10 protein-coding genes are annotated in these 14,599 nt (G+C 68.1%); 5 read left to right on the top strand and 5 right to left on the bottom strand.

What is annotated here, in order from left to right:
- Positions 1-109: 109 nt before the first annotated feature.
- The 3 genes from PEM_RS19510 to PEM_RS19500 are packed head-to-tail and all read left to right on the top strand — an operon-like array spanning position 110 to position 4,903.
- On the top strand, positions 110-1,273 hold the full coding sequence (locus PEM_RS19510; RefSeq protein WP_005420715.1) for an isovaleryl-CoA dehydrogenase: 1,164 nt from the start codon (positions 110-112) through the stop codon (positions 1,271-1,273).
- A 10-nt stretch (positions 1,274-1,283) separates the two neighbouring features.
- Entirely contained in the window at positions 1,284-2,894 is a 1,611-nt protein-coding gene (locus PEM_RS19505; RefSeq protein ID WP_111174940.1) for a carboxyl transferase domain-containing protein, read from the top strand.
- A 26-nt stretch (positions 2,895-2,920) separates the two neighbouring features.
- Positions 2,921-4,903 (top strand): acetyl/propionyl/methylcrotonyl-CoA carboxylase subunit alpha, encoded by a 1,983-nt coding sequence (locus PEM_RS19500; protein ID WP_111128748.1) that lies wholly within the window; start codon positions 2,921-2,923, stop codon positions 4,901-4,903.
- A 19-nt stretch (positions 4,904-4,922) separates the two neighbouring features.
- On the opposite strand, the gene PEM_RS19495 is transcribed toward PEM_RS19500, so the two are convergent.
- Positions 4,923-6,089, bottom strand: coding sequence for a putative peptide maturation dehydrogenase (locus PEM_RS19495; RefSeq protein WP_069138098.1), 1,167 nt, complete (start codon positions 6,087-6,089; stop codon positions 4,923-4,925).
- A gap of 138 nt (positions 6,090-6,227) precedes the next feature.
- Here PEM_RS19495 and PEM_RS19490 point away from each other — a divergent pair, with 138 nt between their 5' ends.
- Entirely contained in the window at positions 6,228-6,524 is a 297-nt protein-coding gene (locus tag PEM_RS19490; protein ID WP_065178400.1) for an NHLP-related RiPP peptide, read from the top strand.
- Positions 6,525-6,531: 7 nt separating this feature from the next.
- On the opposite strand, the gene PEM_RS19485 is transcribed toward PEM_RS19490, so the two are convergent.
- From PEM_RS19485 to aceB, 4 genes are all read right to left on the bottom strand, one after another.
- On the bottom strand, positions 6,532-9,033 hold the full coding sequence (locus PEM_RS19485; protein WP_111128740.1) for a putative peptide modification system cyclase: 2,502 nt from the start codon (positions 9,031-9,033) through the stop codon (positions 6,532-6,534).
- Between the two features lie 4 nt (positions 9,034-9,037).
- Positions 9,038-10,078, bottom strand: coding sequence for a GGDEF domain-containing protein (locus PEM_RS19480; RefSeq protein WP_032954692.1), 1,041 nt, complete (start codon positions 10,076-10,078; stop codon positions 9,038-9,040).
- A gap of 437 nt (positions 10,079-10,515) precedes the next feature.
- The gene (gene aceA, locus PEM_RS19475) at positions 10,516-11,817 is read right to left on the bottom strand and encodes an isocitrate lyase (protein WP_111128742.1); all 1,302 of its coding nucleotides are present in this window, start codon (positions 11,815-11,817) and stop codon (positions 10,516-10,518) included.
- A 64-nt stretch (positions 11,818-11,881) separates the two neighbouring features.
- A complete protein-coding gene (gene aceB / locus PEM_RS19470; RefSeq protein WP_005420731.1) occupies positions 11,882-13,504 on the bottom strand; it encodes a malate synthase A in 1,623 nt (540 codons plus the stop codon).
- Positions 13,505-13,614: 110 nt separating this feature from the next.
- Between aceB and PEM_RS19465 the strand changes: the two genes are divergently transcribed.
- Positions 13,615-14,583 carry a LysR family transcriptional regulator gene (locus PEM_RS19465; protein ID WP_111128743.1) on the top strand — a complete coding sequence of 323 codons (969 nt, stop codon included), beginning with the start codon at positions 13,615-13,617 and terminating at the stop codon, positions 14,581-14,583.
- Positions 14,584-14,599: the final 16 nt, after the last annotated feature.

Below are 14,599 nucleotides of genomic sequence, written 5' to 3'. Positions count from 1 at the left end.
ACCCCGCTACGCTGGGGCCATCGCCCGTGTGGGTGGAGGTCCTGCAGACCGCCCCCCACTCCCCCGCCGGGTGCGTCCATTCCTGCCATCCCGCCGTGGAGCCACCACAATGCACGTGCCATCCCTGAACTTCGATCTTGGCGAAGACATCGACCTGCTGCGCCAGAGCGTGGCCCATTTTGCCGCCGCCGAGGTCGCTCCGCTGGCCGCCGAGGCCGATGCCAGCAACCAGTTCCCGCTGGCGCTGTGGCCGAAGCTGGGCGAACAGGGGCTGCTGGGCCTCACCGTGGAAGAAGCATACGGCGGCACCGGCATGGGTTACCTGGCCCACGTGGTGGCGATGGAAGAGATCTCGCGCGCGTCCGGCGGCATCGGCCTGTCCTATGGCGCGCACTCCAACCTGTGCGTGAACCAGCTGCGCAAGAACGGCAACGAGGAACAGAAGCAGCGCTTCCTGCCCGACCTGTGCAGCGGCGCCAAGGTGGGCGCGCTGGCGATGAGCGAACCGGGCGCCGGTTCGGACGTGGTGTCGATGAAGCTGCGTGCGGACAAGCGCGGCGACCGCTACGTGCTCAACGGCAACAAGATGTGGATCACCAACGGCCCGGACGCCGACGTGCTGGTGGTCTACGCCAAGACCGACATGGACGCCGGTGCCAAGGGCATCACCGCGTTCCTGGTCGAGAAGGGCATGAAGGGCTTCTCCACCGCGCAGAAGCTGGACAAGCTGGGCATGCGTTCTTCGCCCACCTGCGAGCTGGTGTTCCAGGATTGCGAGATTCCTGAAGAGAACGTGCTGGGCCAGGTTGGCGGTGGCGTGCGCGTGCTGATGTCCGGCCTGGACTACGAGCGCGTGGTGCTGTCCGGTGGCCCGCTGGGCCTGATGGCTGCGGCGATGGACGTGGTGATGCCGTACGTGCACGAGCGCCACCAGTTCGGCGAGCCGATCGGCAGCTTCCAGCTGATCCAGGCCAAGATCGCCGACATGTACGTGGGCCTGGGTGCCTGCCGCGCGTATGTCTATGCCGTGGCACGTGCCTGCGACCAGGGCCGCACCACCCGCCAGGACGCCGCCGGTGCCATCCTGTACGCCGCCGAGAAGGCCACCTGGCTGACCGGCCAGGCGATCCAGATCCTGGGCGGCAACGGCTACATCAACGAATACCCGACCGGCCGCTTGTGGCGCGATGCCAAGCTGTATGAGATCGGCGCCGGCACGTCCGAGATCCGCCGCATGCTGATCGGCCGCGAACTGTTCCAGCGCACCCTGTAAGGCCACTGCGATGACCGTATTGAGCACCCAGCTGCAACCGGGCAGCGAAACGTTTGAAAGCAACCGCGCGGCCATGCAGGCCGTGGTCGACGACCTGCATGCCACCCTCGCCCGCACCGCGCTGGGTGGCAGCGAAGCCGCACGCGCCAAGCACACCGCGCGCGGCAAGCTGCTGGTGCGCGACCGCATCGACGCCCTGCTCGACCCGGGCAGCGCGTTCCTGGAAATCGCGCCGCTGGCCGCGCACGGCATGTACGAAGACGCCGTGCCGGCCGCTGGCGTAGTGGCCGGAATCGGCCGGGTGAGCGGCGTGGAATGCGTGATCGTGGCCAACGACGCCACGGTCAAGGGCGGCACCTATTACCCGATGACGGTGAAGAAGCACCTGCGCGCGCAGGAGATCGCCGAGCAGAACCACCTGCCCTGCATCTACCTGGTCGATTCCGGTGGCGCGTTCCTGCCGCTGCAGGACGAAGTCTTTCCCGACCGCGACCATTTCGGCCGCATCTTCTACAACCAGGCCAACCTGTCGGCACAGGGCATTCCGCAGATCGCCTGCGTGATGGGCAGCTGCACCGCTGGTGGTGCCTATGTGCCAGCGATGAGCGACGAGACTGTGATCGTGCGCGAGCAGGGCACGATCTTCCTCGGCGGCCCGCCGCTGGTGAAGGCGGCCACCGGCGAAGTGGTGACGGCCGAGGAACTGGGTGGTGCCGATGTGCACACGCGCATCTCCGGCGTGGCTGACCACATGGCCGACAACGACCTGCAGGCACTGGCACGGGTGCGCGCGATCATCGCCCAGCTCAACTGGCGCAAGCCGGAACCGGCCATGGCGGTGCAGGCGCCCGAGGAACCGCTGCTGCCGGCACACGAACTGTACGGGGTGATCCCGGCCGATACGCGCAAGCCCTACGACGTACGCGAAGTGATCGCGCGGCTGGTCGATGGCTCACGCTTCGACGAATTCAAGCCGCGCTACGGCGCAACGCTGGTCACCGGCTTCGCCCATCTGAACGGCTACCCGATCGGCATCATCGCCAACAACGGCATCCTGTTCTCCGAGTCGGCACTGAAGGGCGCGCACTTCATCGAGCTATGCACCCAGCGCAATATCCCGCTGGTGTTCCTGCAGAACATCACCGGCTTCATGGTGGGTCGCAAGTACGAACAGGGTGGTATCGCCAAGGACGGGGCCAAGCTGGTGATGGCGGTGGCCTGCGCCAGGGTACCCAAGTTCACCGTGGTGATCGGTGGCTCGTTCGGTGCCGGCAACTACGGCATGTGCGGCCGCGCCTATTCGCCGAACTTCCTGTGGATGTGGCCGAACGCGCGCATCGGCGTGATGGGTGGCGAACAGGCCGCCAGCGTGCTGGCCACGGTCAAGCGCGATGGCATCGAGGCCAAGGGTGGCCAGTGGCCGGCAGCGGAGGAAGACGCGTTCAAGGCACCGATCCGCGACCAGTTCGAGCAGCAGGGCCACCCGTACTACGCCAGCGCGCGCCTGTGGGACGACGGCGTGATCGATCCGGCCGACACCCGCCGGGTGCTGGCGCTGGCGCTGTCGGCCAGCCTCAACGCCGCCCCGCAGCAGACGCGCTTCGGCGTGTTCCGCATGTAACCCGTGCCATGACCGAGCCTGTTGCCATGTTCACCAAAGTCCTGATCGCCAACCGCGGCGAAATCGCCTGCCGCGTCATCGCCACCTGCCGCCGCCTCGGCATCGCCACCGTGGCGGTGTATTCCGATGCCGACCGCAACGCGCGCCATGTGCGCCTGGCCGACGAAGCCATCCACATCGGCCCGGCTGCCGCGCGCGAGAGCTACCTGCGCGGCGATGCCCTGCTCGAGGCCGCACGCCTGACCGGCGCGCAGGCGATCCACCCCGGCTACGGCTTCCTGTCCGAGAATGCCGACTTCGCCGATGCCTGCGCTGCCGCCGGCATCACCTTCATCGGGCCACCGGCCAGCGCCATCCGCGCGATGGGCGACAAGAGCGCGGCCAAGGCCCTGATGGCCAAGGCCGGTGTGCCACTCACCCCGGGCTACCACGGCGACCAGCAGGCGCCGGATTTCCTGCGCGCGCAGGCCGACGCCATCGGCTACCCGGTGCTGATCAAGGCCAGCGCCGGCGGCGGTGGCAAGGGCATGCGCAAGGTCGAGCGCAGCGAGGACTTCGTCGATGCACTGGCCAGCTGCCAGCGCGAGGCCGCCTCGGCATTCGGCAACGACCATGTGCTGGTCGAGAAGTACGTCGAGCGCCCGCGCCATATCGAAATCCAGGTGTTCGGCGACAGCTACGGTGAGGCGGTCTACCTGTTCGAGCGCGACTGCTCGGTGCAGCGCCGCCACCAGAAGGTGCTGGAAGAGGCGCCCGCCCCGGGCATGAGCCCCGAACGTCGTGCTGCGATGGGCAAGGCCGCGGTCGATGCCGCGCGCGCGGTGGGCTACGTCGGTGCCGGGACGGTGGAATTCATCGCCGGCCCGGACGGCGATTTCTACTTCATGGAAATGAACACCCGCCTGCAGGTCGAGCATCCGGTCACCGAGTACATCACCGGCACCGACCTGGTGGAGTGGCAGCTGCGCGTGGCCTCGGGCCAGCCGCTGCCGCTGCGCCAGGATCAGCTGGCGATTCATGGTCATGCCATCGAGGCGCGGCTGTATGCCGAAGACGCCGACCGTGGTTTCCTGCCGTCCACCGGCCTCCTGCGCCGCCTGCGCCTGCCGTCGCCGTCGACTCATGTGCGCGTGGATACCGGTGTCGAGGAAGGCGATAGCATCACCCCGTACTACGATCCGATGATTGCCAAGCTGATCGTCTGGGACGTGGACCGCGACGCCGCGCTGCGCCGCATGAGCCAGGCCCTGGCCGACTGCCAGGTGGTGGGCGTGACCACCAATGCCGGTTTCCTGCGCCGCCTGGTGAACACCGATTCGTTTACCCACGCCAAGCTGGATACCGCGCTGATCGAGCGCGAGCAGGCCGCATTGGGCCGGGTGGGTGACAGCGATGATGCGCTGTGGCTGCTGGCGGCGGTGGCCGCCGTGGCCACTACTGCAGGTGCAGCCAGCGACGCGCGCGACCCGCATTCGCCGTGGCAGGTGCAGGATGGCTGGCGCCTTGGCGCGCCCGCGCCGCGCGTGCTTCCGCTGCAGCAGGGTGAACGCCGGCACACGCTGAAGGTGTGGGCGCAGACCGATGGCTGGCGCGTGCAGTGCGATGACGCGGCACCCGTGCAGGTGATCGGCACAGCCGATGTACGGGGGCTGGCGGTGCAGCTGGGCGGCCGCCGCGGGTCGCTGCAGCTGCTGCGCGACGGTGACCAGCTGTACCTGTTCGGCACCGACGGCCAGCACCGTTTCACCCTGCATGATCCGGTGAGCGAATCGGACCACGCCGTGGCCGATGCCGGCAGCCTGCTGGCACCGATGCCCGGGAAGATCGTGGCCACGCTGGTCGCCGCCGGTACCGAGGTCAAGCGCGGCACGCCGCTGGTGGTGCTGGAAGCGATGAAGATGGAGCACACCCTGCAGGCGCCGGCCGACGGCACGGTGAAGGGCTACCGCGCCAAGGCCGGTGACCAGGTCAACGACGGCGCGGTGCTGGTGGACTTCGAAGCGGCGTGAACGCCGGGGCGACGGTCGCTCAGCGGTCGTCGCCCGCCGTCACCCGACCAGCGGGATCGAATTCTGCCGTGTCCAGTGTGGCACTGCGCCAGCCCAGGCCGCAGATGGCCATCGCGCTCTGGCCGATGCCATCGAAGCCGAAGGCACGATCGACATCGGCATCGTTGATGGCCGCTGTCACGAACGCCGCCAGCCCGCGCTCGGTCGCGCACAGGTACAGCAGCTGCGAGATGTGGCCGACGTCCAGCGTCACCGCACGATGCGCCTTGGCGTGGTTGCGGTACTTCCAGAAGCAGCGGTCATAGCGCGGCGCCAGCACCAGCATCGCCGGCGCATCGGCGAACCACGCCTGCCCGGACAGCATCCGCCGCGCCAGCGCCGGCAGTGCCTGCGGCGGTGGCGAGGGCAGCGGCAGCACGGCGTGCTGCACCGGGTGGTAGTGATACAGGCCCGGTGCCAGTCCTTCCACGTTCTGCACCAGCAGGAAGCCTTCGGTGGGATGCAGGCCGCCACCGGAAGGCACGTTCTTCTTCAGGAACTCGGTATCGCGCTCCACCTTCTGCACCGCGTGCGCCATCAGCGTGCGCTGCAGCACCTGGGCCAGCAATGGCAGCGGCAGCGCGCGCTGCGGGTCGAAATTGCGGCAGGTGGTGCGGCGCGCCAGCAGTGCGTCGAACGCGGCCTCTTCGCTGCGCGGCAGCGGCTGGTAGTCGCCCTGCATGGGCTGCACCACCGGCGGTGGCGGCCCGAGGCGCTGGCGCAGGCCGGCAGCGGTGTCCAACCCCTGCCGGCGCATGTCCTCCACGCTGTCCACGGCCTGCCAGCGTGCATGGCGATGGGCCAGTGCAGCCAGCGGCCACCACTGGCTGCGCCGCAGCGCCTCGTCGCGCAGCTGGTGCCCCACCTCGCTCGGCGGGTCGGTCAGCAGCAGGCCCTGCTCGACCAGGCGGGCCAGCATCGCCGGGGAGGCATCGGCGGGCGGTTCGCTCCAGCGGTGCGCGCTGAGCTCGCCCAGCAGCTGGCGCTCCTCGGCGTCCACCGGCAGTGGCTGGTCCAGATGCGCGGCCAGCGCCACCCAGCTGATCTGGCTGTCCATCTCGGCGTGGCCGGCCAGCATCGCGCGCAGGTCCAGGGTGACCGCCTCGCGGGGCTCGAACATCAGGCTGGCGCAGCGGCGCAGGCGCATAAGTTTCCTTCCTTCTGCCGCACAACCGGCATAGCAGCAACGACCGCGGCGCGGCCAACTTTAGCGATGTGCGCAGCGCGGCCCTCAATGGCAGGCTGTCGCGGCCGATACGAGAAACTCCACCTACGGACGATCCCCATGAGCACCCATCCCCGCCTTTCCGCCGCAGACGCCAGCACCCTGCTGGACCACCTGATCGGCAGCGACGACTTCCGCCGCCACTTCACCGCGTCGCCGGCCAAGGCCCTGGCCTCGATCGGGCTGGACGGTGCCGTTGGCGAGAACGACTGCATGAAGATCGGCACCCTGGCCTCGGTCGAAGAGCTGAGCCAAGTGCGTGACGGGCTGCAGGCCCACCTGTCCGGGTCGGTGGCGGCCATGACCGTGGTGTTCTGCTTCGAAGCGGGCAAGGTCGGCGAGCGCATCGACGGTTGACCCGCCATCAGGGTGCGCCGGCCGTGGCCGGCGATGCCCACGTGGACACGTCATGCACGTTCAGTGGTTGCCAGACCTGCATGGCGGTGACCTCGGCAATGGCCTGGCCGCGATGCTGGGCCAGCCAGGCCTGCTGGCGGCGCACGGCGGCTTCATCGCCCTGCGCACGCAGCGCGAGCAGCAGCACGACGCGCGCCTGCACCGGCTCGCTGCCATCCAGCATCGGCTCGATCAGGGCGCGGGCAGCCTCGGGGCGCTGCATCTGCAGCTCATCCATGGCGCTGACGATGCGCAGCCAGCGGTCCGCGACCGGACTGCGCAGGCTGCGCAGCAGGGGCCGCTGCTCGTCCAGCCAACGCCTGGCCAGTTCGAACTGGCCCTGCCGCTGCGCCAGGTGGACCAGTGCCAGCCACTGCAGGCCACGGGCATGCAGCATGGGATCATCACGCTCCTGCAGCATCGGCTGCAGCAGCGCCGCGATCGCCTGCAGCCCGGCACGGTCAGCGCCCGGGCACAACGCCGCCACGCTGGCGTGCTGCAGGCGCTGCTGCACCTGAAGATCGACCAGCGTCGGCGCCGCTGCATCTTCGCGTATCGCCCGCTGCATCGCCGGGCAGTCGCGCTGCGCGGCCGCCAGCAGCAGCTTCGCACGCAGCTTCATCCGCTGCTGCAGGGCATCGCTGGCATGGATCTGCGGCAACAGCTTCGCTGCCTTGGCGTACTGCCCCTGCGCCACCAGCACATCCACGCCGGTCTCATCGGCGTCATCACGGCCGCGCAGGATCTGCGCCTGTGCCAGTGTTTCGGCGGCAAGCTGCGGTTGATTGGCAGCGATCTGTATCCGCACCAGGTGAACCAGCGGATACAGCCGCAGCGGATCCTGCGGCACTGCGGCGGCACGCGCATAGGGCTCGGCCTCGCTGAACTGGTTGGCCTGCAGCAGGTACCAGGACGTGTTGGACAGCCCCGCGAACGAATCCGGATAGACCTTGGCCAGCGTGCGCCATTGCTCCAGCGCCCAGCCACCCGGCTCCAGCTCGGCCGTCCAGGCCTTCAGGTACAGCCGCTCGCGTGGCGGCAGCCGATCCTGCAGGTCCAGCGCATGCTGCATGGCTTCGCGTGCTCGCCGCCCTTCCTCGACGCGCGCATGCAGTTTGGCCACGCCCATGTAGGCCAGGGCGAAACCGGGATCGATATCGATCGCCGCCTGGTAAAGGTTGCGCGCCTCCTCAAAGCGACGCTGGCCCAGTGCACTCTCCGCCAGCGCGAATGCACGCAGTGCGCGCAGGTCCTGGGTCGATGCCCGCGGCAGCGGCAACGACTGTTCCAGGCTCGCCACCGATTCGCCCAGTCCGCGCCGCAGGCGCCCGACCACATCGTCCACCGCGAACACCATCTGATCGGATCGATCCACGGTGGCGGTGAACGTCTGGATCACCTGGCCGCTGCCGGGTGCGGCGACATCGATGGCCAGCTCGTAGCCACCGATCTTCTGCCGCACCGTCGGCAGCAGCACGGCGCGCGCGCCTTCCCGCACCGCCACGTTGGCCGCGGTATCGCGGCTGAGCCGGGTATCGCCCGAGAGCCGCGCCATTTCCAGGCTTTCGCGGATCTTGCCCTCCGACAGCACGTTCACGTAGCGCGACTGCTCCAGCGCGATCCGGATCGCGTGCCGCATCGAGTCGTCGAAGATCGGGTCGCCGGTGAGATTGTCGACATCACCGAGCACCACCCAGTCGCGCTCGGCGAACGCGATCGCCGGTTCCGGCCGCAGCAGCAGCCAGCCGCCCAGCACCGCCACCGCCAGCACCAGGCCTTCGGCGGCCAGCACCAGCGGCTGCCGCCACAACGGCAGGTCGCGGCGGGCCTTGGCATTGGCACGCGGCATGCGCAGCGGTGCGGAGCCGATCTCGCCCACTTCGATCACTTCCTGTACCACCGGCACGCCCTTGAAGCGCCAGCGCCCGTGCGACTTCCACAACAGGCGCGTGCCGCGCTCGCCCAACGCATCGGTGGCACGGCGGGTCAGCGATTCGGCTACCGCCGACAACAGGATCTGGCCGGGCCGCGCCAGCATCATCAGGCGCGCCGCCATCGGCTTGGCCAAGCCTTCCACTTCCATCGACTTGGCGCCGGCGCGGACCGCCTCTGCACTGTTTTCCCAGGTCAGCACGTCACCCACATGCAGGCCGGCACGCGCGCGCAGTTCAATCGCACGCTGCTGGCCCAGCGCATGCAGTTCGCGCTGGTAGTCCAGGGCGAAGCCCAGGGCATCGATGGCGCGCTCGAACAGCATGAACAGGCCGTCCGAACGATCGATCAGCTGGCCATTCCAGCGGTGCTGCAGCACCAGCACCAGGCGGTCGTGTTCCTGGAACAGGCTCGCCGCCGCCACGTCGCCGATCCGCTCGACCAGCTGCAGCGAATCACACAGATCAGTGAACAGCAGGGCGCGTAGCTGTGGGCTATGCGGGGCTGACGTTCCGTTGTCGCCATTCATCGCCTGCATCTCCCTATTGGCCGTCCGGATCATCCACCCAGCGCAGGCAGTTGCCGCCATCACGCTTGGCCCGGTACAGCGCCCGATCGGCGCTGGCATACCACTCGCTCCAGTCCGCGTCGGCATCCAGCAGGCTGGCTCCGATGCTGACCAGGCTTACATGCGGCGTGCCATGGCTGCGCTCGAGCAGGCCGTGCACCGCGCTGAGGATGAACTCGGCAGCGTGCTGCACGATCTCGCGGTTGCCACGGCGCAGCATCAGGCAGAACTCATCACCGCCAAGCCGGCAGGCCAGGTCCTGTTCGCCAGCCATCGAGCGCAGGATGTTGCCCATGCTCTGCAGCACGCGGTCGCCGGCCTGGTGGCCGTGGCGGTCGTTGATCTGCTTGAAACGGTCGCAATCGATCAGCAGCAGCGCCTGCGGCGGCCCCTCGGCACGCTCGCGGCACTCCTGCAGGTACAGGGTGAGGCCACGGCGGTTGTGCAGACCGGTCAGTTCATCGGTACGCACCAGCTCGCGGGTGTGGGTCAGCTGGTGGGTGGTGATGTAGAGGTTGTCCAGCGCGGTTTCCAGATCGTGGTTGCGCCGGCGCAACTGGCTGATCAGGGCCTGTTCGTTGGCCAGCACGCGCATGATCGTGCGGCGCAGGAAGTAGGCCACCAGGCCCGGATCGGATTCGACCAGCCGGTGGAAATCAGCCGGCCCCAGTTCCAGCACATCGCAGTCGACCAGCGCGCGCGCGCTGGCGCTGCGCAGGTGGTCGCCGACCAGCAGGCCCAGTTCTCCGAAGAACTCATGCTGCCCGAGTGTCTTGATCACCAGGTCCTCGCCGAAGTCCAGTTCGATCTGGCCTTCGAGGATCACATACATGCGCTCGCCGCGGTGGCCACGCTGGAACAGCCACTGTCCGGCACGGAGCTTGCATGCGCGGGCGAATCTGGCAAACAATGCCACCTCGGCATCTGACAACAGCGCGTGCACGATCTCGGCCATCGCCACCCGGGCGATACCTGTCGTCACATCACTGTTCTCGGCCGCACCCCTGCCGGTCATTCCCTGCACCCGCCGCCAGCGTCCCCTGGTGAGCCGCGGAGCATAGCACCGCTTTAAAGTGTGCGCCCTATCTCATTTTGACCGTTCTGCCGATCTTGATTGATGTGAAGATCGATGGTGGCCCGTTCTGGTCACGGGTGCCCGGGCAAAACCCCTGCTGGATCAATTCGATGCCGGGTTTCACAGGGTTTCGGCCAAGTTGCCGGAACCCGGGGTGCGCCTGATTGACGCTGCCCGCTGGCTGCCCCCCTTGCATCGATACAACAACGCCGGCAGGTCCCCCGACCGGCCGGCGTTGCCTGGCCCTTCCCTGGCCACCCTGATCGGATTTCCAGGCCCCGGTAGAGCCGGCCGCTGGCCGGCTGCCACGCAGCGCCCGGAGCATCCTGTGATTGCCGGCCAGCGGCCGGCACTACCGGATCACGCTGCGCACCGGATCACGCCGCGCGTTCGCTGCGCCCGCCGTGGAACTGCTCTTCCTCGGTCGATCCGGTCAGCGCGGTGGTCGACGACTGGCCCTGCTGGATCGCCTGGGTCACCGCATCGAAATAGCCGGTACCGACCTCACGCTGGTGCTTGACCGCAGTGAAACCGCGCTCGGCCGCTTCGAACTCGGCTTCCTGCAGTTCCACGAACGCACTCATCTGGCGGCGCGCGTAGCCGTGGGCCAGATTGAACATGCCGTAGTTCAACGCATGGAACCCGGCCAGGGTGATGAACTGGAACTTGTAGCCGTAGCTGCCCAGTTCGCGCTGGAACTTGGCAATGGTGGCGTCGTCCAGGTTCTTCTTCCAGTTGAAGCTGGGCGAGCAGTTGTAGGCCAGCAGCTTGCCCGGGAACTTCGCGTGGATCGCCTCGGCGAATTTGCGTGCAAACTCCAGGTCCGGCTTGCCGGTCTCGCACCACACCAGGTCGGCATAGGGTGCATAGGCCAGGCCGCGGCTGATCGCCTGGTCCAGGCCGTTGCGGGTCTTGTAGAAACCTTCGACGGTGCGCTCACCGGTGGTGAACGGCTTGTCGTTGCCGTCGATGTCACTGGTCAGCAGATCCGCAGCTTCGGCATCGGTGCGCGCGACCAGCAGGGTCGGCACGCCCATCACGTCGGCGGCCAGGCGTGCGGCGTTGAGCTTCTCGATCGCCTCGCGGGTCGGCACCAGCACCTTGCCGCCCATGTGCCCGCACTTCTTGACCGAGGCCAGCTGGTCCTCGAAGTGCACGCCGGCGGCGCCGGCCTCGATCATCGCCTTCATCAGTTCAAAGGCGTTGAGTACGCCGCCGAAGCCGGCCTCAGCATCGGCCACGATCGGCTGCAGGAAGTCGATGTCATCCTTGCCTTCGGCGTGGTGCAGCTGGTCGGCGCGCAGCAGCGTGTTGTTGATGCGCTTGACCACCGCCGGCACCGAATCAGCCGGGTACAGCGACTGGTCCGGATACATCTGGCCGGCCAGGTTGGCGTCGGCCGCCACCTGCCAACCGGACAGGTAGATCGCCTTCAGGCCGGCCTTGACCTGCTGCATGGCCTGATTGCCGGTCAGTGCACCCAGCGCGTTGACGAACTCGCGCTCGTGCAGCGACGCCCACAGCTTATCGGCGCCCAGGCGGGCCAGCGAATGCTCGATGTGGACGGTGCCGCGCAGGCGCACCACGTCGGCGGCGCTGTAGTTGCGCTGGATGCCTTCCCAACGCGGGTTGGTATCCCAGTCGTGCTGGATCTGTTCGGCAGTGGGCAGCTTGCTCATGTCTTTCTCCAGTTCGGTTCGTGCGTGCAGCGGGGAGGGAAACGGCGGTAGACGCGGGCGGCAGTCAATCGATGCGCGCGTAGGCCGGCAGGGTCAGGAAATCGGTCAGTTCTTCGCTGCGGCTCAGTTCGCCGAGCAGGGCGATGGCCTCGCTGATGCGCGCGCCACCGGGCAGCGCGGCGGTATCGCCCAGCCGTGCCGGCAGCTGCGACAGGGTGGAATCCAGCAGGGCCAGGTCGATCGCGGTGCCATCGTCCAGCTGCTGGCCCGGCGTATGCAGCCACTGCCACAACTGGCTGCGGCTGATCTCGGCGGTGGCCGCGTCCTCCATCAGGTGATGGATCGGCACACAGCCGTTGCCATCCAGCCACGCCGCCAGGTAACGCACGCAGACTTCCACGTTGCCTTCGAAGCCGGCGCGGGTGATGGTGCCCGGCGGCCGCGCGATCAGTTCGTCGCGGCCGACGCGCACGTCCTGGCGCAGCACGCTGTGCTGGTTCGCACCGGGCATGTGCTCGTCGAAGATCGCCATCGCCACCGGAATCAGCGCCGGATGCGCGACCCAGGTGCCGTCGTGGCCGGCGCTGACTTCACGCAGCTTGTCGGCGCGCACGCGGGCCATGGCCTGCTCGTTGGCGGCGGCATCGTGGTTGATCGGAATCTGCGCGGCCATGCCGCCCATCGCATGCGCACCGCGGCGGTGGCAGGTCTGGATCAGCAGTTCCGAATAGGCCTTCAGGAACGGCTGGGTCATGGTCACCTGGCCACGTTCAGGCAGGACGCGGTCGGCGTGGCGGCGGAAGGTCTTCAGGTACGAGAAGATGTAGTCCCAGCGCCCGCAGTTCAGGCCGACGATGCGATCACGCAGCGCGTGCAGGATCTCGTCCATCTCGAACACCGCCGGCAGCGTTTCGATCAGCACGGTCACCTTGATCTGGCCGTGCGGCAAGCCGAGCATCCCTTCGATGTGCGACAGCGCGGTTTCCCACAGCGCCGCCTCTTCCATGCTCTGCAGCTTGGGCAGGTAGAAGTACGGGCCACGATCCTTGGCCTGCAGGGAGCGGGCGTTGTGGAAGGCGAACACCGCTGCGTCGAACAGGCCGCCGGCGAGGAACTGGCCGTCGACGCGTACGTGCTTCTCGTCCAGGTGCCAGCCACGCGGGCGCACGATCAGCACCGCCTGTTCGTCGTATGGGCGCAGCGTGTAATGCTTGCCATTGGGGGCGGTGTATTCGAGATCGCCGCGCACCGCCGCGGCCAGCGACTGCTGCCCGGCCAGCAGGTTGCGCCAGGTCGGCGAGGTCGAATCCTCGAAGTCGGCCATGAACACCTTGGCGCCGGAGTTCAGCGCGTTGATGACCATCTTCGGGTCGGTCGGGCCGGTGATCTCGACGCGGCGGTCCTGCAGCGCGGCCGGCAGCGGCGCAACGCGCCAGTCGCCGCTGCGGATCGCAGTGGTGTCTTCACGGAAGTCCGGCAGGCCGCCCTGGTCGAAGAACGCCTGGCGTTCACGGCGGGCCTGCAGCCTCGCCTGCCGGCCCGGTTCCACCGCGCGGTGCAGCGACACCAGCAGGGCCAGCAGCGGCGCCGGCAGCACGGTGTCCTGGCCGGCCACGCGGGTCGCCAGGGCGATGCCGGGGGTGGCCTTGGTGGCGGGGGTGGGAACGGCGGAAGCGACGGCGGACATGGGGCTACTCCAGCGGTGGGGGAACGTCTCCACGGTGCCGCCCGGCCTCAGTATTTGGCAAAACAGTTTTTGCAATGTTTTACATAAGTTGTGCTAATACTCGTTACACGATGAGCACACGCACCCCGCCAAGTCCTCGTTTTTCCTACAAATCCGACCGGCTCAAGCCGCTGCGCGCGTTCTGCCAGACCGTGCGCCTCGGCTCCGTCTCACGGGCGGCTGAGGCACTTTTCGTCAGCCAGCCGGCCATCAGCCTGCAGTTGCAGGCGTTGGAACGGGAGCTGGGGGTGCCATTGTTCGAGCGCAGCGGGAGGCGCCTGGTGCCCAGCCGCGAGGGCCAGCTGCTGTACGAGATGGCACAGCCGCTGGTGGAGAACCTGGACGGGCTGGAGGCGCGCTTCCGCGACAAGGTGCGCGGCCTGGACGCGGGCGAGCTGAACATTGCCGCCAACAGCTCGACCATCCTGTACCTGCTGCCGAAGATCATCGAACGCTTTCGCCTGCACCACCCGGACGTGCGCCTGACCCTGCACAACGCGATCAGCGCCGACGGCACCGACCTGCTGCGCGAGGATGCCGCCGACCTGGCGATAGGTTCGATGACCGATGTGCCGGCCGACCTGACCTACGCCCCGGCCTACCGCTTCGAGCAGGTGCTGATCGCACCGCACGATCATCCGCTGGCCAAGGGCGGCGAGCTGGAGCTGGCCGACATCGCGCGCTATCCGCTGGTGCTGCCGCCGAAGCGGCAGATCACCTACCGCCTGGTGGACCAGGTGTTCCAGCGCCACCGCATCGCCTACACCGTGGCGCTGGAAGTGGGGGGCTGGGAAGTGATCAAGCAGTACGTGGCGATGGGCATGGGCATTTCCATCGTGCCGGCGCTGTGCCTGAACGTGGCCGACCACGAGCGGCTGGCGGCGCGGTCGATGAAGCGCTGGTTCCCCGAGCGCAGCTACGGGGTGATCGTGCGCCGGGGCAAGGCGCTGTCGGCGCAGGCGCGGGCGTTCATCGAGCTGATCCAGCCGGAGTTGTTCAGTCCGCGCGATTACGATCAGAGCGGGCATTCCGAGCGGTAGGGGTGTTCGGCAGGGC

Source organism: Stenotrophomonas sp. Pemsol (assembly GCF_003586545.1).
GTDB lineage: Bacteria > Pseudomonadota > Gammaproteobacteria > Xanthomonadales > Xanthomonadaceae > Stenotrophomonas > Stenotrophomonas sepilia.
The sequence above is the reverse complement of the archived record's forward strand: the minus strand, read 5'-3'. Positions and strand labels throughout refer to the sequence as shown.